This window comes from Paenibacillus abyssi, assembly GCF_014640295.1.
Lineage (GTDB): Bacteria > Bacillota > Bacilli > Paenibacillales > Paenibacillaceae > Paenibacillus_D > Paenibacillus_D abyssi.
On the sequence record NZ_BMGR01000001.1, the window covers coordinates 182,923 to 206,257 of the forward strand.

Sequence of the window (23,335 nt, forward strand, 5' to 3'; positions counted from 1 at the left end):
CCGATAACACACGCTAACGGACGCTCACACGCTGGGCGTCTTTTTTGCGTTGTCCGAACGTTTACGACGTTAAACTGCAACGGTTAGATATACGATAGCCGACGGGCTTTAAACGGTGGAGGACGATATGAGACGATTTATTAACGCAATGAGCGGTAACTATACGCCTTATCAATTGCTCGACGCTGACGGCGATAATGGTGGCGGAGATAATGGCGGTGATGATGACGGTAAGGAAAAACGCACCGTCACGATGACACAAGCGGATTTGGATGCGTTAATCGCACGCGAAAAGGGCCGCGTAAAAGGTAAATACGCGGACTATGACGATTTAAAAACGAAGTTGACCGCGCTAGAACAGGCGGAGGAAGAACGCAAGAAAGCCGCAATGTCGGAGGCCGAGCGCTTGAAAGCGGAGAAAGACGAAGCCGACCGTAAGGCGGCCGAAGCGTCCGACGCAGCGAAACGTGCGCAAGACGCGGCGAACCAGCGCATTATCAACACGGAGATCCGCTCGGAGGCGCGCGCACTTAACGCTAACGACGCGAGCGACGTACTTTCCTTCGTAGACAAGACGAAAGTAACGATCGACGACGAGGGTAACGTAATTGGCGCGAAGGAGGCGGTCGAAGCGGTGAAGGCGGCGAAACCGTACTTGTTCAAAGCGCCGGTGGGTGCGGACGCGGGCGACGGAGGTAATCCGGACCGTAACCGCGATAAATCCGAACTGGCCGCGAAAGAGGCGGAACTTGCGGAGTTGAAGAAGGCGGCCGTAAGGGATACGCGTCTGCTCGGCAAAGTGACCGCGCTGTACAACGAAATACTGACGCTTAAAGCGAAGAGGTAACGCGTGGCTATCTGGGAGGAGTACGTTGAGGTTACGGTTGGCTGCCGGAACAATTCGCATTACGAAGCGTTGGGATACGTTATTCCGCGAAGACGCGATAAGCAGGGCCGCCTGGCGATTCCGCGTGGTACGAAAATTACCGTAAAGATCAGCGATTTACCCGCGCATAGTAACGTTAAACTGACGAAAGTGTGCGACGAATGCTCAGCGGAAGTTGCAAACCAATCGTACAACATGATTATGCGGGAAAGACGTGAAGGCAAGGACCGCTGTAAAGAGTGTTCCTACGAGCGTATGCGGGTGACTAAATTAACCTCAACTCCGAAGGCGAAAAGTTTCGGGCATAAGTTTCCCGAACTGATATCGTATTGGCATCCAGATAACGAATTATCACCGTTTGATGTTAGGGCGCACACGGTTCGGAAATTTAAGTTTATTTGTGAAAACGACGAGTCACACGACTACACGGCCGAGGTTAGAAACGTCGTTAACGGACAGCGGTGCGGGCTTTGTGCGATGCCTAAGGGTGAGCGGAGGATTCACAGTTATCTTAGCGCTCGCGGCATACCTTTCACGCAACAAGCAACAATGGACGGTCTGGTAGGAACTGGTGGCGGTGCGTTAATGTTTGACTTCGTAATCCATAACCGCGACGGAAAGTGGTTATGCGCGGTTGAGTACGACGGGAAGCAGCATTTTGAGCCGGTTGATTTTTTAGGCAAAGGTATGCGTGAGGCTCAAAGAAATCTCAAAATTCAACAAGAACACGACAGACGTAAGGAAGAATTTTGCAAGCACAACGCAATCCCATTATTAAGAATTAAATACACGCAATTCGACGATATCGAAACGATATTAAGCGAATCATTACCTGCAATACGCCGCCAAAGAGCGGCTTTTTATATTGCAAATTAAACCAAAGGGGAAATGAAAATGCCAGCTTTAACTTATTCGTTTCAACAACAAATCCGCCAAATGGCACCGAACGTTGACGTAATCATGACGAAAGCACCTGTCCTGCTCGGACTGATCGGGAAGGGTGAAGCATTAACGCAAACGAAATTCGAATGGCAAAATGATTTCTTGAACAGCGACATCGTCGTATCCAGCGCAGCGTATCTCGCCACCGACACGACGATTGTACTCGGCACAGGCGAAGGTAACCGCGTTACTCAATTCGCGCTGATTCAAAACGGCGGCGAGGTTATCCGCGTTACTAACGTTGCCGGCGACACGCTGACGGTTACTCGCGGCTATGACGGTACGACCGCGGAAGCAATCGCGTCCGGCGCGGAAATGAAAGTTATCTCCCGTCCGAAAGTACAAGGTACGGACGTACTACGTAAGGACGAACACAACGACCGTCTGGTATCGTTCAACTACTCGCAAATTTTCGAGCGCTACGCTTCCGTTTCCCGCACGCAACAAGCCGTACGGACTTACGGAGTTGACGACGAGCTCGACTACCAAGTTAACCTGCGCTTGGAGGAATTGTTGCGCGAGGCTAATAACTCGCTGATCTACGGACGTAAATACGTCGGTACGGGTGCTGCTCCGGCAACTTCCGGCGGTCTGTTCGCGTTCGCCGCCGAAGCCGGTTCGTACGAAAAAGACTTCGCGGCTGCGGAAATTAGCGCGAAAGGTCTGAACGACTCGGTTGAGGCCGTATTCACTCGCGGCGGTACCGTAAATACGATTCTTTGCGCACCGAACGTAGCGCGTCAAGTTACGAAGCTCGGCGGCAGCACGATTCAAACTGAGCGCGGCGAGACACAAACCGGTCACCAAATCCTCTCGTTCGTATCCGACATGCCGGGCGGCGCTATCAGCCGCGTAGTTGTCGACTTGAACATGCCGAAAGACCGCGCGCTTCTGCTCGACATCGACAAGATCAAACAACGCGACTTGACGTCGATCTACGACCAAGACGCTACACTGCCGGGCGGCGACTACTTCGCTCGTTCAATCCGCGGTGAATTCGGATGGGAAATCAAGAACGCGAAAGAATGCGTAGCGGTACTGAAAGGCATCAGCCCGACCGTATCCTAATCGCAATTAAATACGGGGTCACGGCGTAGTTAACCGCTACGCCCCGATCCTAACACGGAGGTTTAACGCAAATATGGCGCAATATAAATGCTTGCCGATGTATGAATATATCCGACCCGGCATCTACGTTTTGTTTAATCAGAACGGTGATTTTACGACGACTGACGATAAGGTAATCGCAGCACTGGACGGAGCCGCACCGTTTATCGAGCGCGTTGACGTTGAGAAGGCGGAAGAGGTAGCGGAAGAGACCGTAATCGAACCGGTTGTGTCCGTTGAGGTAGCGGAAGAGGTCGTAACCGAGCCAGAACCCGAAGTGAAACCGGAATCACGACGCAAGAAATAATCGGAGGTGACGTCGAATGGCGACGTTAAGCGAACGTTTGACTAAGCGGTTCCGCGGCGTCCCTGGCGTCACGGCTACCGATATCACGGATTGGATCGCGGAAGCCGTAGCTGAGAGCGGATTTGCCGCGGACTCCCCGACGGATGACCGCAATAACGCGCTGCTGTATCTCGCGCTATCAATCGGCTTTTCCGTCATCGCAACGGATGCTGCGCGCTACTTTCGCTACACGGACGCGGAGGAAACGGTCGATAAGACGATGGTCGCCGCACAATACGTAAAGCTTTCCGCACAGGCACGGCGGGATTACGCGAAGGCTTTGCGCGGTGGATACGGAGCGTCGGCGTCCTATAGCGGGCGCGGTGACGGTAGATGACCGAACAGGAACGCAAATTAGCGGCTCTACTCGAAAAGGCTGCGGAGGGCTACGGACGACTCAACGCGCGGCAACAACGCTTTGCTATCCGTGAAATCGACCGGACGCGCCTCGAACTCATCGAATTGCTCAACGAATACGCGAAAAAGGACGGCACGATCGGACGCGCGCGTATAAATTCGTTGCTACGCGATCTAGACGTCATCGAGGCGAATATCCGGACGTACGGAACGGCTGCATTAGATTCCGTTATCCGCGAAACGGCGGCCTACGGGACGGTAGCGGCAGAAGCGGCAATTGTCGGAGCGGTCGGAGGAAGCGCGGCCATCGATATATCGTTTAACCGCATGAACGCGGATGTATTTAACTACGTAATCAATCGTTTTGACACGGACGGACTCGTATTGTCTGATCGTATTTGGCGTTTGGCCGGCGAACAAAGGGACGCACTAAATAACGTGATTAGGTCCGCTATTATTCGTGGCCAGGACGTCAGAACAACGGTCGCACAGGTCCGCCGTGTCTACGATAACGAGACGTGGAAAATACGGCGGCTTGTCATTACGGAAGGAAACGTAGCCTATCGCGTAGCTGATTCGTATTATGCGCGGCGGTCAAACGTGGTAAGCGGCCTCCGCATCCACCGCGGTAAGGCGGACCGGCCGAATCACCGCTGCTCGATATTGGAGCGCGAAGACTCGTACGGCATGGGCGCGGGCGTGTATCCGGAGTCAGCTACGGAAATCTATAATCCACACGTAAATTGTACGTCTTATCTAACGTACGTATTGACCGAAGATGCGCAAGCAGAGGAGGTGCGGTAATGTTAACGGCAGATGACGCGGCGTGGATCGCGTCGAATCGGGCGGAGTTATTAGCGGGCCGCACCGAATCAATTACGATATATCATCGGACAGAAGGCGCGGCTGATACGTACACAGGCGAACCTTCCGTAACGGAAACGGCCGAAACGGTATATGTCGTATGGAAACCGGTAGACGGAGCCGACCGCGATTTATTCGAGGGGATCGAACTGCTAACGGGCGACTTCCGTGTGACGTTCGGGCCATACGTGACTATTGCGGACGTAAAGCGTATTGTACGCGGCGGCATTGATTACGCGATTATAGCGGTTAAGCCGCGCGGACTTGGCGGCACGAACCGTCTGGAATGCATAGTTAGGCGGGTGATATGACGTGAAGATGCGGACGAAAATTACGGGCTTACGCGAGATGCGCGGTCAGTCGCGCGAGATAAGTAAAGAGTTCGAGCGGCAGATCGATAATGAAGTCGAGAAAGCGGCGTTACGTGTCGTAAACGGAGCGCGCGAAGAAGCGCCCCGCGATACCGGTCAATTAGCTAACTCAATCAGCGTGGTCGACGCAGAGACGAAGATGTTCGAACGCACGGTTGGTACGGATTTACCATACGCGGCCATCCAGGAGTTTGAGCACGCAACGAAACGCGGCTTCTTACGGAAATCCCTTTTTAACGAGCGTACTCAACTCCGTAAAGCGCTCCGCAAACTGCTCGGGAAAGGTGGGTAATCTGCGTGCAGCACTCGTTAACTTACTCGGTAATAGAACACATCAAAGCGCAGGTACCTAACGTGAGTAATCGCGTTTACTGGTTATACGACGGTGTCACGTTAACGGACAAGGTGAAGCCGTTTGTTACGGTTGAGCCGACGGTAAATTCGAGCCGGTCGTTACATTTCGGTCGTTTGGATTACGAGGAGACGTACGTATTTACGATCGGCATACGAGCAACCAGCGCAAGCGAACTGGCGCGTCTCGGTGATATCGTTCGTACTGCGTTAAGGCAACCGAATATAACACTTTATGATACGCAGAGTTCCGTTCCGACGGTGCTCGGCGTTTTTTATTGTTCCGTTGGAGGCACGATTCCGATGCCGGCTGAGAACGTGAGCGATGAAACAAGCAAACACCGCTGCTACATGGACGTCGAGGTAACGATTTATCGACGTAATGGTAGCAGTCTAATATAAGGGGGAACGGATAAATGGCAATCGCGGGTTTTAACGGTAGCGTGAAAATTGGAGCGGCAACAACTGTGTCCGATATCGAAAACTGGTCGCTAGATATCGAAGCGGAAACGCTCGAAAGTAATCCATTCGACGGTAACGGATGGCGATCGGCTGTAGCAGGTATTAAAGGTTGGTCGGGATCGTTCGAGGGTACGTGGAAAGTTTCGGCGGACACAACCGGTCAGAAAGCGCTGCAAGACGCACTCCTAGCGGGTACCACACTGGAATTGCGCTTCTATACGAATGTGACGAATTATTACTCCGGCACGGCGTACCTTACATCGATGAACGTAGAGACTCCGGCCGATGATCTCGTACGGATTACGTTCGACTTCCAAGGTACGGGCGCGCTGGCGTACACATAATAGCGGGCGGTGATATACGTTGAAAATAATGCAGTATGTAGGCAAAGAGCCATATACGGACGAGAGGATGCGGTTTGTTGCGCATCCTCTTTCTTTTGTTGAATTTACGCCAGAAGAGGCGGATTTCCGGTTAGAAAAGGAGGGTGACGTATGGCAATTAGCGGATATGTTGGGGCCGTCTATAAAACGAGCGGACCGGCAACAGCGTTCGTAAACCAGTCGATGACAAATAGCGGGAACAATCTACGTTATTTCATTACGAACGCAACGATGCGGTATTGGGATAAGACGGCTCCGATCACGGTGCAGCGGTCCACTGACGCGGGCACAACGTGGGTGACCGTTACCACCGGCTTTGTTATTGAGTATGCAGGCGGGCACGTTGTATTTGCGATCAATCAAGGAACAGCGATTTTTCGCGTCTCAGGGTCGTACCTGACCCCGTCGCAAGTGGCCGGCGGATACAACTGGTCACTCGACATAGAACCGGAGTTATTGGAGTGTACGGAGTATGATGCGGGCGGTTACCGTAAATTTGTACCAGGCATAAAAGGGTGGTCCGGTTCGTTCGAGATGTATTGGAATAACGGAGACAATCTCGCGGAGATAGGAAAAGACGCTATCCTGGTCCTTTACGTTGACAGCGGTACGGGAAAGAATCGGTACGAAGGATACGGTACGATCACAAGCGAGAGCATTGAAACGGCAGCGGACGGACTCGTACAGGAAACACTCGACTTCCAAGGTACGGGCAAAATTTTCTACAGGGAAGGTTGATAAATAGATGCGTACAAAAACGGTAACACTCAACGGCAAGCAAGTAGTCGTAAAGGAGCAGAAGGTAAAAACACTCCGCGAGGACGTCGCACCGAAGTTATTCGGTATTTTAGAAGGTGCGGAAGATATCGAAATGAAAGATATCGTACCTCACCTCGAACAACGGATCGCGGAGTTTTTCCCGGAACTATCCGAAGCTGACCTCGACGAAGCTTACCCGTCAGAGATCGAAGCGCTTATTGAAGCGTACATTGACGTGAATTTTGGCGGTTTAAAAAAAGTAATGAAGCCATTGCTATCCTTTCTGCAAAAGGGCACGTCCACGCCGCGATAAAACTAAGTCGCGCCTTCGGCTGGCCGCCTAGTGAGTGGGCCGACTTCACGTTATCACAACTGTACGAAGCATTAGAAATCGCAGAGATGACGCAAGATGATGATGATTACGTGGAGTGGAGCCGCCATGCGATGGTCGCCGCTACGGTCGCTAGTTCCGGCGGAAGCAAAAAGAAGTACAAACCGGAGGATTTCATCGGGAAGCCGCCATGGAAAAAACGGGAGGACGATCGGAAACGGAAAGAAGCGGCGGCCAACGCGGAGATAAGCAAATTGAAGGAAATCGCTGCTAGAAAAGGCATCGATGTGACCTTTTGAAGAAAGGAGGGGCTTAATTGAAACTCGGAGAAATTCTCGTGAAAATAGGCGTAGACGCCAGCGATGTTAAGGCGGGATTTAACGAAGGTGAGCGCGCTGCCGATCGGTTTAGTCGCTCCGTACAGCGTTCGATGAAAGACGCAGCCAGTTCGATGAAGGACTTCGGCGCAAAGATGATGCTGTTCGTAACCACGCCATTGGCGTTGGTAGGGCGTAGTTTCACACAATTCGCGATGGCTGCGGAAGAGTCGGAAGCTACGTTTAAGCAGGTCATGGGTAGCATGGAATCTGACGCACGCAGATGGTCGGAACAACTCGGTAAAGCGTTTAATGTAAACGATATCGCAATGCGCAAAAATATGACGACACTCTACTCGATGACGAAATCGATGGGCTTACCGGAAAAATCCGCCTACAACTTATCGAAGGGAATCACGCAATTAACGTACGACCTCGCATCATTCCGCGATCTCGATTTTGAAACCGCGTTTTATAAACTCAGGTCTGGTTTGACGGGCGAGACGGAGCCGCTAAAAGAGGTCGGTATCCTCGTATCAGATAATATCATCACGGAAGCGGCCTATCGGAACGGCATCGCTAAGACGGGCGCGAAATTAACGGAACAGCAGAAGGTGCTTGCGCGATACGCCGCGATCATGGAACAGACGAAGGAAGCGCAAGGGCAATGGATTCGCGAGATGGATAACGCGGCGTCTAAAGCGAAGCAAGCGCGTGACCAGTACAACAAGATGGCGGCGATTGTCGGTACGAAGTTGCTACCTATAGTTACGAAGATGTTGACGATTATTAACCGGTTATTGTTATGGTTCCAGAAGTTGCCCGACGGAATCCAGACGTCCATTCTCGTATTGGGCGCATTCGCGGCATTGCTCGGCCCAGTTATATTCGGACTCGGTGCGTTGTTAACTGTGTTACCCGCGGTGACGGCCGGCTTTGCGACGTTTTTTGGCGTATTTAAAGGCGCGAAGATGTTGCAGATAGCGGGCGGCGCTGTCGGATTCCTCGGACGCGCGGTTGGGTTTCTCGGTCGAGCGCTTGCGTTTACACCTTGGGGGCGCGCTATATCGATAATCGTATCCGGACTCGGACTCCTGTACGGATCTTCCGAAAAGGCACGCACAGCCGTCGAGCGTTTAATTGACCGGCTATTGCGCTTATTTGGCGTGCAAAAAGAACTGCCGGGCGCGGCCGCGGTCGAATCGGTGAGTACGGGATATGACGATTTCACTTCCGGCATTACCGAGGGCATGGGCGATGTTGAGGACGCTACGGACAGCGCGGGAAAAGCCGCGAAAAAGTTCCTCGCCGCGTTTGACGAGGTTTATGATATACCGGATCAAGACGGAGGGGCGGGTTCGCTTCTTGACGATCTAGCGGGAGCCATGAACGGTGCGGCACCCGGGATAGGTAGCGGTGTCACTACGCTCGGCGGGACGGACCTGTTCGGCGGCACAGAATTACAGGTTCCGGGCATCGTGTTCGAGCCACCTACGCCACCAGACGCGGGAGCCGGCGCAGTCGCAACTGCCTGGAACGCGACAATGAACGAGCTCATCGCGTCGATGCCGCTCAAGTATCGCGAAGTGTGGTCGAATCTACTCGTAGAAGCGGAAACTGGTGCGCTTACGCAGGCGGGCGTACTTACCGGATTAAGGGCCGGATTCGAAACGGAGATGGGAACGCTCGGCACGAACGTAAATACCGGGTGGACTACGTTTTGGGAGAACATGGGTCTGACGACGATGACGGGCCGGACCGCTCAAGAGCTAGAAACGGCGGGTATGCGCGGCGCAGTTGAAGGCAGCCTGACCGGACTCGCGACTAACGCCGGCGTTATTTGGTCGACGATGTGGGCCTCGCTGTTCAATACGTCCTTACTATATAAACCGCTTGAACAGACGAATTGGGACGGCCTGCGTGCGGGTATAACCGAAACGGCTAACGGGTTGGCGACGGATAATAAGCTTACGTGGTCGACAATGTGGGCGGGAATGCTTACGACAGACGCCGCGATGGCACTGATGCTTCAAACGGCATGGATCGCTATGCGCACTAACCTGTCGACAGAAACTAACGGATTGGCTTCGTATGTGTTGACGAAGTGGAATACGATGTGGTCGAACGTATTAACGAAGACGATCGAAACCGTTCCGACTCTCGTTTCATCGTTCTTGACGCTCGGATTGGGCGTATCCCTGGCGATCCAAACCGCGGAGCAAACGGTATCCCTCGCGTGGCAATCGATGCTTAGTTCGATGCAAAACAACCTTAACGCATACCGTCCGTACCTCGAGTACGGCATATCGCTAATCGTTGCGTCGTTGAGCGGACTCGGTAGTGCGGTCGATGGTGCGAAGTCGGCGTGGAGTAGCGCATGGCAGGGGATTTACGACGCCGTAAACGCGAAAACAGCGCCGGTACTTAGTCTGATCGAGAGCGTGCGGTCGGCATACGCTACTTTAATGGCTACGCTAGGTCAGCCGATATCAATACCAAAGATCGAAATGCCGAAGATTGAAATGCCTGCGGCCCTCACGTCATTCCTTGAAGGCGCTGGAGGATTATTCGGAAATCCCGGAAACCTTATGGCGCAATGGGGCGACCTGATCGCGAGTGAGGCGAGTAAACCGGAGAACCAAGCGGCATTAGGAGCCTTAGGCGTTTTAGTTCCGGCGGGCAAGGCAGGTCAAGCAGCCGCAACCGGAGGGAAAGCAGCTCTTGAGATGATTAAATCGTGGGTTGATGATCTTCTGGCCGGTGGACTCAAAGGTATTCCCGGATTCGCCAACGGAGGTATCATCGGATCGGATAGTATTATTCGCGCCGGCGAAGGTAATAAGCGCGAGGCCATTATCCCGTTAGAGAATACCGGTGCTATGCGTCCATTTGCGGAAGCGGTAGCACATGAAATGGGCGGAATGGGCGGCGGTGGATTAGGAGGGGACAGACGTCCGATTTACGTACACACACTAATCGCGGACGATCGCGGTCTTAAAGAGTTGGAGCGCCGTATGCGGATCATACGGATTAATGAAGACGGGCGAGGTGAATAGCGGTGAGCCTAACGATAAATGGTACGCCGATTAAAACGCCGGACCACTTCAGCATTGAACGGTACAACTTGACGAAGGCCGGCCGCCTTGCTTCCGGTAAGATGACGCTAGAACTGATCGCTAAGAAACGGAAGTTCCAGCTCGAATATAACATCTTGTCCGGCAGCGAGTTAAATAATATACTAAGTCTAATCGACTCAAGTAGTATGTTCTTTACGTTAGGATACACAGAGAATAGCGTCGCTAAAACAGCGGTTTGTTATGCTGGGGCTATTCCGTCGACGCTGTATCGTTCGGATGTATGGCAATGGACGGACGTAACATTTTCTCTAATTGAGCAATAAAAAAGAGGAAATATCTCGCATCCTACGTATAAGTTAATATATAGGCTTAGCGAAGGTGGGGATCACATGAGTTACTATGTTTGTCCGGTATGTAAGACAAAGAACGAGGAACAGCGTAATTATTGTCTCGGTTGTGGGACATGGCTTCTGAGCGATAAATTTCCGGCTAAAAAACTCCGTAAGAAAAATGGAGGACGTGTCGGACGGGTAATCGGCGGGATAGTCGTAATACTGGCGATAATAGGCGTTATTGCATACGTAAAGGGTACGGATATCGCGAATATTCAGCCCGCAGCAGTACAGCAGCAGACAGATGGTTACGCACGTACTAATCCCGCAGATTTAGGCGTTCCTGTTTCCGGCAAAGTTACACAGTTTGACTTACTGACGCGAGAAAACGAGCGAGACTTCGGTCTATCTGTTTCGGTCAATCGCGTTATTCGTGGAGACGACATGCCTGTTACGATTCAAGGCGGGACACTCAAGGAAGGACACGAGTATCTAGCTGCGGAAGTTACCGTTAATATCGATAGCGCAGGCACAACGGACGCACAGGCGTCGATTAGTCGCAATATGTTCTCGATCGTATCCGCTTCCGGTAAAGATTACCCAATGACGGTTTTTATACATGATAATTCGGTTGATGCGAGACTATACGCGGGCGCGGAACACCGGGGATGGCTCGTATATCAGGTTCGAAAAGACGATGCTGCGCCGTTAATCGCATTCGCACGAGACGATCAGGGACGTGGAGGCTTCTGGTTTAAGACAAATAAATAATAACGAAGAGGAGCTGGTCACTGCGCTGGCTCCTTTTGTTTTGCGGAGAGGAGGTCGTAACTTATTGCTACGGTACATGAAAAGATGCGCGAGGATGTCCGCCAGGTATTCGGCAAAGTAGAGATCACGTATTCAGATCCGTTTATCGATACGTCACTTGCGGTAGCATCGAATCAAGCCGCACGTCTCACGTATCCAACGCAACTAATTAACGAGATAGACGCGCCTTCCTACAAGTACTTTTCACTGCATAATAACGTACTCGACGGTTCGTTCCATACGCTACCTGACAGCGCGGGCGAAGCGGAAGTGGGCGTATGGGGTACGACGCTGTCTGGCGCGGCCGGCGATTTGGGTGCGGCGTTTGTCATAACGATGACGTTCGATCCGCGTCCGGTCTATACGTTAAAACTCGTGGGAGATTTGTTTCTTAACGATTATCCCGTAGATTTTACGGTCAAAATGTATCAGCCCGGCGACTTACTCGTTCATACGGAAACCGTTACGGGAAATGCAAACGCTCTCTGGACGAGGAATATCGTCCCTATCGGAAACATCGTGAAGATCGAGATTACGGTTACGCGGATTAATAATGTCGGATCGGTCGCTAAAGTGACGGAGTGTTATACGGGCGTTAAGGAAGAGTACGGCGGTGATGACCGTTTGATGGAAATCGACCTTATCGAGGAGCAGGTATTCGACGACATGACGCTACCGATCGGTAATGTATCTGCGAATGAGATCGATATTCAATTCGACAACGTCGATAAACACTTTGATCCACGTAATCCGGACTCTCCATTATTCGGACAACTTAAGAAAAACCGTCGGGCGCGGGCGTGGCTCGGCGTTGACTTAAACGATAACGGAGACATCACGTGGTACCCGTTAGGCACATTTTGGACAACCGAATGGAAAGCGCCAACGAGCGGAACTTACGCATCTACGACGGCGCGGGATCGATTGGAACTACTGAAGCAGAAGGACTTTACGGTGTCAACGGTTTACACGGATTATAGTTTGTATCAGTTGGCCGAAATCGTACTACAAGACTTCGGAATCGCCACATCTGACTACGTGATTGATCCGGCGCTTCAAGATGTCGTCATTCCTTACGCGTGGTTTGAACGTATGAGCCATCGCGCAGCCTTAACGAAAATAGCCGCGGCGGGATTAGCGCGCCTATACTGCGATCGAAACGGTAAAATCCGTATGGAGGTTCAGCGACCGACCGGGCCAGCCGTTTTTTCGTTTACGGAGGATGAGACGATTTATAGCGCCGATTATCCGTATGCTGCGGGACAGACGGTAAACTACATCGAAACAGAATCGAGTCCTCGCGAAATAGGCGCGCCTGGAACGGTCCTGCGTAGTATCGAAACAATAACGGTTCCGGCTAACGGTACGGTTACGAAGACGTTCGTTTTCAACAAACTACCGTGCTTAAACGTTAGCGCGCCGGTAATCGTATCAAGCGGTGCCGTAACGGTTCAATCGTTCACAGCTTACGCATGGGGCGTCGACGTTACGTTCGCGAATGCCGAGGCGGTTGACCATACGATTACGAACGTCGAGGCGACAGGCCAGACGCTTGAAGTCGTAGGCGGTACGATTGCGGTAGCGCAGGACGCGCCTAGTATCCGGGATAACGGTAAATTGGCGTATAACGTAGCGAACGATTTTATTCAGACGACAACACGTGCGCAGCAGATATCCGATAATTTGATCGCGACTTATAAGGACCCTCGTCACGATATCGAAATGGATACGCGGGGCCACGTTTCGGTACAAGTAGGCGATAAAATCTCCGCACCTGCGTTCGAGGTGGGGCAGACGGCCGATTACTATATCGTGCGGCAGAACGTTAAGTGGAACGGGGCGTTATCCGCTACGATTAAGGGGGTAAAGGCGTAATGGCATATATTGCAAAAACGGATTGGACGGCGGCGAACGGTATTGGCGCTGTTGACGTTAATAAGTGGGAGCAAGGCATCGCGGACGCACATACGACGGCAGACGCGGCCCTCCCGGCAGCATCGTACACAGCAGCGGACGTACTCGCGAAACTATTAACGGTTGACGGCGCAGGAAGCGGATTAGATGCGGAGATGGTGAGTAAGTACGGACTCGGTACGATAGCTGCGGCGGTGCCAGGTAATGACTGGAACCAAGCCATAGTTACTGGATTCTACATGGCTCAAAACGCAACCAACCAACCCACAGTAGCCGGAGCACATTCTTGGAAATACGGTATCGTCGTACAGCATAATGACAAATACGCACTTCAGAAGTTAACAGACTTTGATAACGTTGCCTCATGGGTACGTATAGGTAGAGAGGTAGGAGGCGTCCTTACTTGGGGAACTTGGAAAAGAGTTTTTGACGAAAATGTTATCAGAATTAACGCGGGCGTACTCGAATTTAATGACGGTGGAACATGGAAGGTGGCGGGGGGAGTGAAAAACGTACAGCGTGGACTAGCGTCTATTGCCAGCGGCGCAACGGAAGTCAACGTAACTATTGCTGCAGTTAATTTAAGCAAAGCGTATGTAAATCCGTTAACAGTGCCGACCGGATACACGATTGACGCTCAGCTCACTAGTACCACGAATTTATATATCCGAGTGCGCGGAATAACCGGAGGATTCGTGGATATTTCGTGGGAAGTCGTAGAGTTCTACTAAACGGAGGTGTAATCGCGCATGTTTAAATACGCGCAAATTGACGCGGCAACCGGACGGTGCGTAAGTGTATCGTATCTATCCGGCGAGATTGAGTCAACGAATATGATACCGCTGACCGAAGCTGATGATGTAAAGCCGGGCGACATACGCAACGCTGACGGTACGTGGACACGACCAGCACCGGTACCGCCGCAACCGTCACGGATCGATCAGTTGGAAGCGGATAATTTAACGCTGATGGAAGCGGTAGCGGACTTATACGAAATGATTATCGGAGGAGGTACGACCGCATGAGTATCGTTCAAATTTATGCGAGATTGATTGCGGAGGGTAGACGCACACTCGATTCGGTACCCGCGAATATCCGCGCAGAAGTGGAAGCGGCAATAAACAGCGGAGGCGGCGCGTAATGCTACGGCTCTTTTTATTATTTATCGGAGGTGATCGTATGGCAATCGTAACGGTTTATGTAACGCTTATCATCGCGGGCAGACGTACTTTAACGCAAGTTCCAGCGTCGATCCGTACGCAAGTTGAGGCGGACTTGGTAGCGATGGGGGTCGAAGTTAAATGAACGGTCAATATATCGTTAACACAGGCGCGGGCGTTGTCGGCGCTTTTATTGCGTTTGCATTCGGAGGCTGGCACGAATCTCTCACGTTTTTGCTTATCGCAATCGGCGCGGATATTATAACGGGACTTTCCGCGTCAGTTAAGGAAGGGCGCGGCTTAAACAGCGCGGTCGGATCGGTCGGCCTCGCGAAAAAGGGGCTGATGCTCCTCGTTATTTTACTCGCGCACCGGATCGATATTTTACTCGAATTAGACGACGTAACAATGATGGCGGCGATCTACTTCTATATCGCGAACGAATTGATTTCGATAACGGAAAATCTCGGCCGCTACGGATTACCGCTGCCGCCAAAATTACGTGAGGTTATCGAAGTGTTGAAGCGTAATAAAACGGAGGTGTGACGGATGGATTACGTACTAAACCATATTCCGCTAAGTACGCCGCGAACGAGGCGGCCGGCGACGCTTATCGAACCGTCAACGATTACGATTCACAATACCGGCAATCCGACGTCGACCGCGGCGAACGAACGAGGCTGGCTAACGAATCCGTCAAATACGCGGCGCGCTTCGTTTCACATCGCGGTTGATGAGCGCGGAGCTGTCGAGTGTATCCCGTTAAACGAAGCGGCCTTACACGCGGGCAGCGCGGAGGGTAACCGTACGTCGATCGGCGTTGAAATATGCGAAAGTGGAAACTACGCGAAAACGCTGGAGAACGCGGTCGAACTCGTCGCCGCCATGTTGACGGAGCGCGGCTGGGGCGTTGATCGACTGCGCCGTCACTACGATTGGTCCGGTAAAATATGCCCGCGCTTAATGTACGATGACGGTAAATGGACCGGATGGGAAGCGTTCAAGAAAGCGGTGGAAGCGAAAATGAATCCGGAGGTACCGAACGTGAAACTAGCGCCGGTCAGCGTAGTCGTCAACGGTAATGAAATCGCGGACGGACATATCGTTGACGGCGTGACGTACGTGCCGGTGCGGTCGATTGCGGAAGCGCTGGGTGCGTCCATTACGTGGGATCAGAAGACGCGGACCGTGACGTTGAATACGAAATAAATAGCGCTCACTTGCGGGAATTTAATCCGTGGGTGAGCGCTTTTTTGCGTTTATTTGCGGCTATCGCGGAAAGATTCGATTTGTTCTAACGCCCATATTGGACCGCTTGCTAGACGTTGCGCAGGTTCGGGAAACTTACCGCGCTGGAGGTATACGGAAACTTGTTGTTTCGACCATCCAAGAGTGTCTGCGGCTTCCGATAATCCAACAAGCGGTGGGATTACTTTCCCAGGTCAAACATCGATTCGTCGTACTTTACTTTTGGATAGATTGTTCTTTCAAGCCCGCTCAAAGAGGCGGATTCACCCGGTTCAAGTATCTGGACTTTAGCCCATTTGGATTCCCCCACATGTATGTCAGACAAAGCGCTTTGGGCTTCCTCGATCGTTGAGTGGTCGCTGATAAACTCGGAGCAATTGCCTACGATCACAAAACGATCACTTTTGTTTTCGCAAGTGTGATTAAAAACAACTTTATCGAATTTCATGCTACCCAATCCCTTCGGCCTCATCCACTATTTGTGGCTTGTTGGTTGTTTAACTTTATAAATCAATAGTAGCATGGGGAATGTTTGTTGTCAAACAAAAAAAAAAAATAAAGTTCCTTGGACGTACATTTTGTACAAGCGGTGCCGCATACGCTGGGGTAGGCGTAGCCCCAAATCGGGGCGTTGCGCTTAGGGAGCGACTGTCCAAAAATCCGATTTCTCTAAGTCTGTCTTCCCCGTAAGTTTACGCAGAGCTCGTACGAGAGTATCCTTCGTGATATCCCGTAAGTTTACGTCATCATCGCTACACACTTTAGTCAACGTATCCTTATTTAGTCCGGTCACCTTCCGCAACTCCTCCTGACTGATCCCACGTGAGTCAATAAACCTTCCGAATTTACTACGCTTTTTACCTAAACCAAACACCGTAAGCACCGCCCTATATCTATCCGTTTTCTTCCTATTATGGACGAGTATTGCGAAAATTATACAAGAAATCGGAAAGTTAGACAATCTGTTACGCATATCCTCTAATTAAATACGTTTTACCTACGTTTTAAGGAGGCGGACACATGGTTAGCAAAACGTTATTGAAGCGGATGGTCGGAGAGGTATCCGTTCCGGTTCTCGGCGGACTCTTATCGGATTACAGCGCACGCATTACGGAGCGCGACGAGGTAGACGCGGATTTACTCGAAGAAGTCAGCGCAATTGAAACGATTCTCACCGAATTGAAAGCGCGGGGCGGCGTTAAATCCGATCGTCAACGCAGGAAGGATCGCGCCAAGCCCGCGGAAGAAACTCCGGTAATCGCTACGATCGGAGGTGGCGTACGTGAACCGATTCGTGCGGAAGCCGGTAGTATTCAACGTTGAGAACGAGCATCAACGCGAACTTTACGAAAGGGTAATGCGCAAATGTAAAGGGAATTTTAGCGGATATATAAAGACGGTGCTATACGCACACGAACGCGAAAACGAGCGGAGGGAAAACAATGAAAATCTCGTTTAATCCGCCACTTAGACCCGCCGATGCGGAAGAATTAATAACGATACTCTGCCCTAGATGTGACTCAACGGAAGTCTACGCAAATACGTACGTGACCGGTACCGCCTATGTAAACGTTAACACCTGCGAGCTGTCGGAACCTCCGGAAGATGCGGATTGTTCTATCGTAGATGTCAGATCCGAACGTAATCGTATGTGCATGGGCTGTGGCTACGAGTGGGGGTGTAACTCGTGGCAATGACGTTTCGGATGGCGGCAGACGGTATAATGAAAGAGGTACGTTATAGCGCGCCACTGAGCGCAGTACAGACGGAAGATACCATAATCAAACGCATAATCGCGCACGTTGAACGCCATAAATTCGCGTATCAAATCGGCGCTTCCGTGCTGATCGTATTCCTCGCCGGAGCCGACTTCGCACTCGCAGCGGAGCCGACCGGCATAGACGTAGGCGCACGTAAGATATATACGAAACTGGTCAACGTAGGCAAATGGGTGATCATCATTAAAGGCGCGTTCGATTCGATCAACGCTACGGTTCAGGGCGACTTTATCCAGGCGCGTAAGTCGTTCTTATCGCATCTACTCGTATACGTTATCTTACTCGGACTGCCGTGGGCGTTCGGTCAGGTCGAAACGTTATTCGAGGAGGTATGACGTATGGGGACGACAGCACCTACGATGAAATTTCGCGTATCGTCGGAATACGGAGTCCTCGAAGAAATACGCGGCGGCCGTGTTCATCGCGGCGTCGATATCGCTATGCCCCGCGGTACCGAATTACACAGCATCGCGGACGGCACCGTTGAGCGCGTCGTCAATTACGGAGGCGAGCGGTTGGGCCGCGGCATCTTTGTACGGACGGATAGCGGCGACCTCCACGTATACGGCCATCTCGATAAGGTGAGCGTCGAGACGGGCGACCACGTTGATGCCGGCGCACTTATCGGACTCAGCGGCAACACCGGACACAGCAGCGGACCGCACTTACATTTCGCGCTAATGCACGATGGCCAATACGCTGATCCGACGCATTTAGTCGACCGCCTGCAGCATTTTTCCGGTGACATCGACGGGCCGGGTATCTTCGGAATCAAAGGCCCCGCGGTATGGATTGCGGAGAGAGCGGCCGGCTCCGCTAAAGAACACGTCAAGTCCAGCGTACAAGAACACGTTTATCAATTTCTTTCGGACGCGGGCGCGGTCCTGCTCGATCTCAGCTACGGAGTCGGGCTCGTCGGTTGTGCGTTATTAATCGTACTCGGTGCGGTCGGATTACGGAGCGGTTACCGTTGGTCGGCCGTTACATTCGTGAGTTATGCGTTGATCCGGTTATTACTCGGAGGTGCTGCGCGATGAAATTCGGTGATTTTCTTAGCGTTGTCCATCCGGAATACGTATATCTGCGCCTGAAGCCGAACAACTCAATCCGCAATCAGCAGACGCATAAGATCGCGCGAGCAATCGGAGCGTTGTACAAGAACGTAGTCGAGAACGTTAAAATGGAGGAGCATCGTCTAATCCGGATGTTCGGACGCGACTTCGTGCTGGGAACGAAGTATACGTACACGCTTCCGGCCAAAACGAGTTACTACATCTATATGGAACGTAAGCGCGTCGAATTTTACTTCGTCGTGCCACGTCAGTACCTCGCATATATACGCGAAAAGTTGTCCGATGTATGGAGCGGATTAACCGTTGATGAGGTCGATACGCTACCGCAATTCAGCGATCGCGCAACGAAATACCAACTCTCCTACGAAAAGGAAGACGGACTCAGTCTCGCGGCCGACCGGAGGAGCAACGATTTATTAACGAGTAACCTTAACGCGGTCGAACTGTTGGAGGACGGCGATAAACTCGGAATCTTTTACAACTTCGTGCCGGTATCGCAGGTTAGCTGGCGTCACGTTTATCGCGCGACAATAACGAAAGTGAACCGTCGCCTACCGGTCGACCGCGATAAGTTCGGCGTCGGCTATACGTTTAAAATGGCGCTGGCCTTCCTTGATCTCGTATTCCGCGAGGTTGGCGAAGTGTTAAGCGGGAGTGTGCGCAAAACGGAGTCCGGCGCAAATGTCCTCGAAAGCCTGATCGAGCGGCTCAATGGCGCGCGCCAAATCAGCGAATCGACCGCGAAGAAAGCGAACAGCACCGTTATCGATACGCAAATCGTTGTAATGGCGGAGAGTCCTGACGCGGTCCGCCAACGCAATGCAGCGCGGAGCCTGGCGCAATCCTTCGATACGATTACGGATGATAATCGGCTCGCGTTCAAACCGTACCGCCGGACTTTTACGTTTACCGATCGCGATATCCGGGCCGAGCGCAACAAAGTCGGCGATCAGGAGGCGCAGAATTTTATCACGCTGGCCGGACGCGAAATGCTCGAACGCTATAACTTTATCGAGCGGATCGAAACGCACGAGACGGAGGTGCCGGAGGATTTACGGGAGGGCGCGCTATGTATCGGAGAGAACACGTATCGAGGAACGGTGCAGCCCGCCTACTTATCGTCGGACCGCGAGTTCCAGAATTTAACGCTCGTGCTCATCGGACCGACACGCGCGGGCAAGTCAACGCTAATCGCGAACCTGTGCCGCGACGCTATTAATATCGGTGAATGCGCGATTATATTCGATTACGTCGGTCAATGCGAATTAAGCCGCGAGGTGGCCGCTACGCTACCGCCTGATCGCGTATTGAATATCGACTGTAACGATTACCGGACGATGCAAGGACTCGGCTATAACGAGGTGGTGGGAAAATCGGCCGATCCGTTTGAGGCGTATGATAACGCGAAGAAACAGACAACGCAGCTTCTCACGTTAGTCAACTCGATCAATGCGGACGAGACGCGCCTGACCGCGAAGATGCAGCGTTATCTCGTAAGTGCCGCGCTCATTACGTTTATATCCGGCGGCAACATCCGTAGTGTCTTCGATTGCCTGCAGGATCACGAAACGCGCGCGGAATTGATCAGCGCGATACCGCCGAGCCAAACGGAGAATCTGCGCAAATATACGCGCTGGTTGGCCGAGTTGGACGAGTACGATAAAAAGGGCAACGTAACCGGTACGAAGGATACGTACGTCGTCGGCATTATCGACCGTCTGAATCAACTTGAACAGAACGCGTATGTAGAAAAGATGCTTGATAAGGATACGCGCGGTAATATCGATCTCGTTACGGAGATGCAGCGCAACCAAATCATATGCATACGGATGCCGTCCGATATGTTCTCGACCGATTCCGAGCGGGACGTGTACACAACGTATTGGTCAACGAAGATATGGCTCGCGCTGCAGATGCGGTCAAAACGTTTCAGTGGCGATCGCGCAAAATTTACGAAGGTTAACCTCGTTGTCGACGAGTTATACCAGGTCGCGCATACCGAGCAATTCATGCGGTCGAAACTAAGTCAATATGCCAAGTTCGGGCTAAAACCGATAATCAGCGCTCATTATCTGAATCAGATCCGGCATATCCGCGATGAGCTGCGGAGTGCTAACGCTTCATATATGTTGATATCCGGATGCGACAAGAAAAACTACGAAGAGTTGAAAAGCGAGTTATATCCGTACACCGAAGAGGATTTATTGCGGCTGCCGCGTTTCCATTCGCTTAATCTCGTTAAAAATAAGGACGGTTACGCGCGGTTCATTACGAAGCTGCCGCCGCCTATAAATTGAGCGTACAAGGGTGCGCGCCTATCTATTGCGAGGGTGCGCGCCTACATGATATAATTACCGTCGTACCGAACGGAAAAACGTGTAACTTACCGTTAAATCCACGTTCGACGGACGTTTCATACCGAAGTAAACGGCGGTTCGTCGGGGTATGGCGCAGCCTGGTAGCGCGCACCCTTGGGGTGGGTGAGGTCGCAGGTTCAAATCCTGTTACTCCGACCATAACAAAACGTATAAGACTGCTTTCCTGACGAACGGTGCGTGGGAGGCTTTACCGAATGAGGAGGGCACGGACATGGAACCGACACACGGTGATTATATTGTGGTGAAAGCAAAAGAGCAAGGCGTGCAAGTCATTGGATTGACACGCGGGCAGGACACTAAATTCCACCACACGGAAAAGCTGGACCGGGGTGAAATCCTGATTGCACAATTTACGGATCATACTTCCGCAATCAAGATTCGGGGCAAAGCAACAGTGTTAACCAAGTACGGATCAATGGATACAGATAATTGAGCAGGCATAGCCTGCTCTTTTTATTTGTACAATGAAGTAAGGGGCTTTTGTCAAAAGTCCAAGGGTTAATTCAAATCAATCGGAGGCGACGTCCATGCGGGCAGGAAAGCAGTTGATGACAGCGTCCATTGTCGCTGTAACGGTAACGCTGATATTATCCGCTGTGCCGCGGTTGGAAGCGAATATGCTTAACCATCGCAATGAAGTTGCTGTATTCCGCCCTGAGCCGCTTAGCCGAATTGAAAACGGCAATCTGGTTGATGTGCTCATCGGCGTGCCGTTGAAGCAGCCGATAAAGAAGGTCGTGTGGAACCATGCCGTTCTCTCCATTGACTTGGCGGTTGGAGCGGAAGATTCCTCAGCTCATATAACCTCGGATTTGTTGCAAATGCTGCAGCTTGCTTTCATACAGACTGAAAATGTGAGCAGGCTGTTAATCCGTTTTCTGGAGTATGATTCTCCGCGCACAATCGCTACAACGGGCAGTTCAGGGAAGCTGCTGCTTGCCGCAGATGTTAGGAAATCCGATCGTAATCTGGAGGGTTACTTACCTTTTATGAATCCAAAGGACATGATGGAGAAGGAATGGAGAGAACGGCTGCGCCTCACTTATACGGAAGCATGGATCGAGCGCTTTGGACTGCCTCCCCAATAACAACTGACAGCTTCGGTGTAGCAAATTCGTGAACTTAAACGGATAACATATGCTTCACATTTAAAGTTGTGTTATAATAATTCAGATATAAAGCTCAGCATGCTTGATTCGCTGTACGGAGGCTTGACCCATGAAACCATACCGCATACCAGAAATTGCTAAAAAGTACGTCGAATATGACATGATTCAAAACTATACGGAGCTGCCTGAATTTCCTGACTCCCGCATCAGGCTGTTATATGCCTTTTTGGCTAACGAACGAAATGCCGAAAAGCATAGCGAGCTTTATGCGTTAGTCGTCTCGTTAGTGCAGATGGGAATGGATACCCATGACCTCATCGATACGGGAGAGGGCTTCAAACATGAAAAAGCAATGCGTTCGCGCCAGCTTAAAGTGCTGGCCGGGGATTACTTCAGCAGTCGCTTCTACCACTTGTTATCGCAAGCTGGCCAAATTGACATGATTCGTAAAATAAGCGATGCGGTCTGTGAAGTCAATCGCTTGAAAATGAATTTATATATCAAGATGAAACAGCTTCGCGTGTCGGCGGAGGAGTATATTCAAGCCAGGATTCAGCTCAAAACCGAACTGCTTGATGTGTTCACGGACATGCTGGAGGAACGCTATTCGCGGCTGTGGCCGGATTTGCTTCATGGCTTTTCACGCTGCGAGGTGGTTGTGAAAGAGATTGAACGGATTGAATCGGTAGAACGATTTGCAGGCAGCTGGGCTTACTGGCATGTCATGCAAGAAGGTACGGAAGAGGAAAAACGGCAGCTGACGGAATCGGAGTATGAAGAATCCGTTATTCGGGGCTTGCTGGCGAAGTATGATATTCGCAGTCAACTGATTGACAAGCTTAAAAGTTCTGTGGCTCACGTCCAATCTGTCGCTCAGCGGCTTGAATCGGACAAGCTGGTAAAGGAATTGTGCTCGATCGGTGAATCATTCTTGCGGCCGCTTGCTTCGCCTGCTCCGGCATTCAACGAGATGAGGTGAC

31 protein-coding genes and 1 tRNA gene are annotated in these 23,335 nt (G+C 51.6%); 31 read left to right on the plus strand and 1 reads right to left on the minus strand.

What is annotated here, in order from left to right:
- Positions 1-127 precede the first annotated feature (127 nt).
- The 23 genes from IEW11_RS01115 (at position 128) to IEW11_RS01220 (ending at position 15,978) form a co-directional block, all read left to right on the plus strand.
- Positions 128-847 carry a phage scaffolding protein gene (locus IEW11_RS01115; protein ID WP_229724903.1) on the plus strand — a complete coding sequence of 240 codons (720 nt, stop codon included), beginning with the start codon at positions 128-130 and terminating at the stop codon, positions 845-847.
- Between the two features lie 3 nt (positions 848-850).
- Positions 851-1,762, plus strand: a complete 912-nt coding sequence (locus tag IEW11_RS01120; protein ID WP_188528183.1) for a zinc-ribbon domain-containing protein — start codon at positions 851-853, stop codon at positions 1,760-1,762.
- A gap of 18 nt (positions 1,763-1,780) precedes the next feature.
- On the plus strand, positions 1,781-2,896 hold the full coding sequence (locus tag IEW11_RS01125; protein ID WP_229724904.1) for an SU10 major capsid protein: 1,116 nt from the start codon (positions 1,781-1,783) through the stop codon (positions 2,894-2,896).
- A gap of 73 nt (positions 2,897-2,969) precedes the next feature.
- A complete protein-coding gene (locus IEW11_RS01130) occupies positions 2,970-3,242 on the plus strand; it encodes a hypothetical protein (protein WP_188528187.1) in 273 nt (90 codons plus the stop codon).
- A 16-nt stretch (positions 3,243-3,258) separates the two neighbouring features.
- On the plus strand, positions 3,259-3,618 hold the full coding sequence (locus IEW11_RS01135) for a hypothetical protein (protein ID WP_188528189.1): 360 nt from the start codon (positions 3,259-3,261) through the stop codon (positions 3,616-3,618).
- Positions 3,615-4,442, plus strand: coding sequence for a hypothetical protein (locus tag IEW11_RS01140; RefSeq protein WP_188528191.1), 828 nt, complete (start codon positions 3,615-3,617; stop codon positions 4,440-4,442). The genes IEW11_RS01135 and IEW11_RS01140 overlap by 4 nt, the downstream gene beginning before the upstream one ends.
- The gene (locus tag IEW11_RS01145; RefSeq protein WP_188528193.1) at positions 4,442-4,813 is read left to right on the plus strand and encodes a hypothetical protein; all 372 of its coding nucleotides are present in this window, start codon (positions 4,442-4,444) and stop codon (positions 4,811-4,813) included. The genes IEW11_RS01140 and IEW11_RS01145 overlap by 1 nt, the downstream gene beginning before the upstream one ends.
- A 7-nt stretch (positions 4,814-4,820) precedes the next feature.
- Complete coding sequence (locus IEW11_RS01150) at positions 4,821-5,165, plus strand: HK97 gp10 family phage protein (RefSeq protein WP_229724929.1); 345 nt, start codon at positions 4,821-4,823, stop codon at positions 5,163-5,165.
- Positions 5,166-5,170: 5 nt separating this feature from the next.
- Positions 5,171-5,626, plus strand: coding sequence for a hypothetical protein (locus tag IEW11_RS01155; protein ID WP_188528197.1), 456 nt, complete (start codon positions 5,171-5,173; stop codon positions 5,624-5,626).
- 14 nt (positions 5,627-5,640) lie between these two features.
- Positions 5,641-6,030 carry a phage tail tube protein gene (locus IEW11_RS01160; protein WP_188528199.1) on the plus strand — a complete coding sequence of 130 codons (390 nt, stop codon included), beginning with the start codon at positions 5,641-5,643 and terminating at the stop codon, positions 6,028-6,030.
- Positions 6,031-6,180: 150 nt separating this feature from the next.
- The gene (locus tag IEW11_RS01165) at positions 6,181-6,807 is read left to right on the plus strand and encodes a hypothetical protein (protein ID WP_188528201.1); all 627 of its coding nucleotides are present in this window, start codon (positions 6,181-6,183) and stop codon (positions 6,805-6,807) included.
- Between the two features lie 7 nt (positions 6,808-6,814).
- Positions 6,815-7,141 carry a hypothetical protein gene (locus IEW11_RS01170; protein WP_188528203.1) on the plus strand — a complete coding sequence of 109 codons (327 nt, stop codon included), beginning with the start codon at positions 6,815-6,817 and terminating at the stop codon, positions 7,139-7,141.
- An 86-nt stretch (positions 7,142-7,227) separates the two neighbouring features.
- Positions 7,228-7,458: a phage tail assembly protein T gene (locus IEW11_RS01175; RefSeq protein WP_188528205.1), complete on the plus strand. Its 231-nt coding sequence runs from the start codon at positions 7,228-7,230 to the stop codon at positions 7,456-7,458.
- Between the two features lie 17 nt (positions 7,459-7,475).
- Entirely contained in the window at positions 7,476-10,532 is a 3,057-nt protein-coding gene (locus IEW11_RS01180) for a phage tail tape measure protein (RefSeq protein ID WP_188528207.1), read from the plus strand.
- Between the two features lie 2 nt (positions 10,533-10,534).
- Positions 10,535-10,876 (plus strand): hypothetical protein, encoded by a 342-nt coding sequence (locus tag IEW11_RS01185; RefSeq protein WP_188528209.1) that lies wholly within the window; start codon positions 10,535-10,537, stop codon positions 10,874-10,876.
- A gap of 66 nt (positions 10,877-10,942) precedes the next feature.
- Positions 10,943-11,656 carry a DUF4352 domain-containing protein gene (locus tag IEW11_RS01190; RefSeq protein WP_188528211.1) on the plus strand — a complete coding sequence of 238 codons (714 nt, stop codon included), beginning with the start codon at positions 10,943-10,945 and terminating at the stop codon, positions 11,654-11,656.
- A gap of 84 nt (positions 11,657-11,740) precedes the next feature.
- The gene (locus tag IEW11_RS01195) at positions 11,741-13,570 is read left to right on the plus strand and encodes a hypothetical protein (RefSeq protein WP_188528213.1); all 1,830 of its coding nucleotides are present in this window, start codon (positions 11,741-11,743) and stop codon (positions 13,568-13,570) included.
- Positions 13,570-14,340, plus strand: coding sequence for a hypothetical protein (locus IEW11_RS01200; protein ID WP_188528215.1), 771 nt, complete (start codon positions 13,570-13,572; stop codon positions 14,338-14,340). Before IEW11_RS01195 ends, IEW11_RS01200 begins: the two co-directional genes overlap by 1 nt.
- 18 nt (positions 14,341-14,358) lie before the next feature.
- Complete coding sequence (locus tag IEW11_RS01205; protein WP_188528217.1) at positions 14,359-14,634, plus strand: hypothetical protein; 276 nt, start codon at positions 14,359-14,361, stop codon at positions 14,632-14,634.
- Positions 14,631-14,750 carry a CD1375 family protein gene (locus IEW11_RS01210; RefSeq protein WP_188528219.1) on the plus strand — a complete coding sequence of 40 codons (120 nt, stop codon included), beginning with the start codon at positions 14,631-14,633 and terminating at the stop codon, positions 14,748-14,750. Before IEW11_RS01205 ends, IEW11_RS01210 begins: the two co-directional genes overlap by 4 nt.
- Before the next feature lie 38 nt (positions 14,751-14,788).
- Positions 14,789-14,914, plus strand: coding sequence for a CD1375 family protein (locus tag IEW11_RS25105; RefSeq protein ID WP_268237353.1), 126 nt, complete (start codon positions 14,789-14,791; stop codon positions 14,912-14,914).
- Positions 14,911-15,315 carry a phage holin family protein gene (locus IEW11_RS01215; RefSeq protein WP_188528221.1) on the plus strand — a complete coding sequence of 135 codons (405 nt, stop codon included), beginning with the start codon at positions 14,911-14,913 and terminating at the stop codon, positions 15,313-15,315. Before IEW11_RS25105 ends, IEW11_RS01215 begins: the two co-directional genes overlap by 4 nt.
- Before the next feature lie 3 nt (positions 15,316-15,318).
- A complete protein-coding gene (locus tag IEW11_RS01220; RefSeq protein ID WP_188528223.1) occupies positions 15,319-15,978 on the plus strand; it encodes an N-acetylmuramoyl-L-alanine amidase in 660 nt (219 codons plus the stop codon).
- A gap of 220 nt (positions 15,979-16,198) precedes the next feature.
- On the opposite strand, the gene IEW11_RS01225 is transcribed toward IEW11_RS01220, so the two are convergent.
- Entirely contained in the window at positions 16,199-16,465 is a 267-nt protein-coding gene (locus tag IEW11_RS01225) for a hypothetical protein (protein WP_188528225.1), read from the minus strand.
- Between the two features lie 572 nt (positions 16,466-17,037).
- Here IEW11_RS01225 and IEW11_RS01230 point away from each other — a divergent pair.
- The 8 genes from IEW11_RS01230 (at position 17,038) to IEW11_RS01265 (ending at position 23,334) form a co-directional block, all read left to right on the plus strand.
- Positions 17,038-17,340 (plus strand): hypothetical protein, encoded by a 303-nt coding sequence (locus IEW11_RS01230; protein WP_188528227.1) that lies wholly within the window; start codon positions 17,038-17,040, stop codon positions 17,338-17,340.
- 364 nt (positions 17,341-17,704) lie between these two features.
- Positions 17,705-18,130, plus strand: a complete 426-nt coding sequence (locus IEW11_RS01235; RefSeq protein ID WP_188528229.1) for a hypothetical protein — start codon at positions 17,705-17,707, stop codon at positions 18,128-18,130.
- A gap of 3 nt (positions 18,131-18,133) precedes the next feature.
- Positions 18,134-18,832, plus strand: coding sequence for a M23 family metallopeptidase (locus IEW11_RS01240; RefSeq protein ID WP_188528231.1), 699 nt, complete (start codon positions 18,134-18,136; stop codon positions 18,830-18,832).
- Positions 18,829-21,165 carry a hypothetical protein gene (locus tag IEW11_RS01245; protein WP_188528233.1) on the plus strand — a complete coding sequence of 779 codons (2,337 nt, stop codon included), beginning with the start codon at positions 18,829-18,831 and terminating at the stop codon, positions 21,163-21,165. The genes IEW11_RS01240 and IEW11_RS01245 overlap by 4 nt, the downstream gene beginning before the upstream one ends.
- Positions 21,166-21,307: 142 nt before the next feature.
- Positions 21,308-21,384, plus strand: a tRNA-Pro gene (locus tag IEW11_RS01250).
- A gap of 73 nt (positions 21,385-21,457) precedes the next feature.
- Positions 21,458-21,679 carry a trp RNA-binding attenuation protein MtrB gene (gene mtrB / locus IEW11_RS01255; RefSeq protein WP_188528235.1) on the plus strand — a complete coding sequence of 74 codons (222 nt, stop codon included), beginning with the start codon at positions 21,458-21,460 and terminating at the stop codon, positions 21,677-21,679.
- A gap of 94 nt (positions 21,680-21,773) precedes the next feature.
- Entirely contained in the window at positions 21,774-22,334 is a 561-nt protein-coding gene (locus IEW11_RS01260; protein ID WP_188528237.1) for a hypothetical protein, read from the plus strand.
- 130 nt (positions 22,335-22,464) lie between these two features.
- Positions 22,465-23,334: a heptaprenyl diphosphate synthase component 1 gene (locus IEW11_RS01265; RefSeq protein ID WP_188528239.1), complete on the plus strand. Its 870-nt coding sequence runs from the start codon at positions 22,465-22,467 to the stop codon at positions 23,332-23,334.
- Position 23,335: the final 1 nt, after the last annotated feature.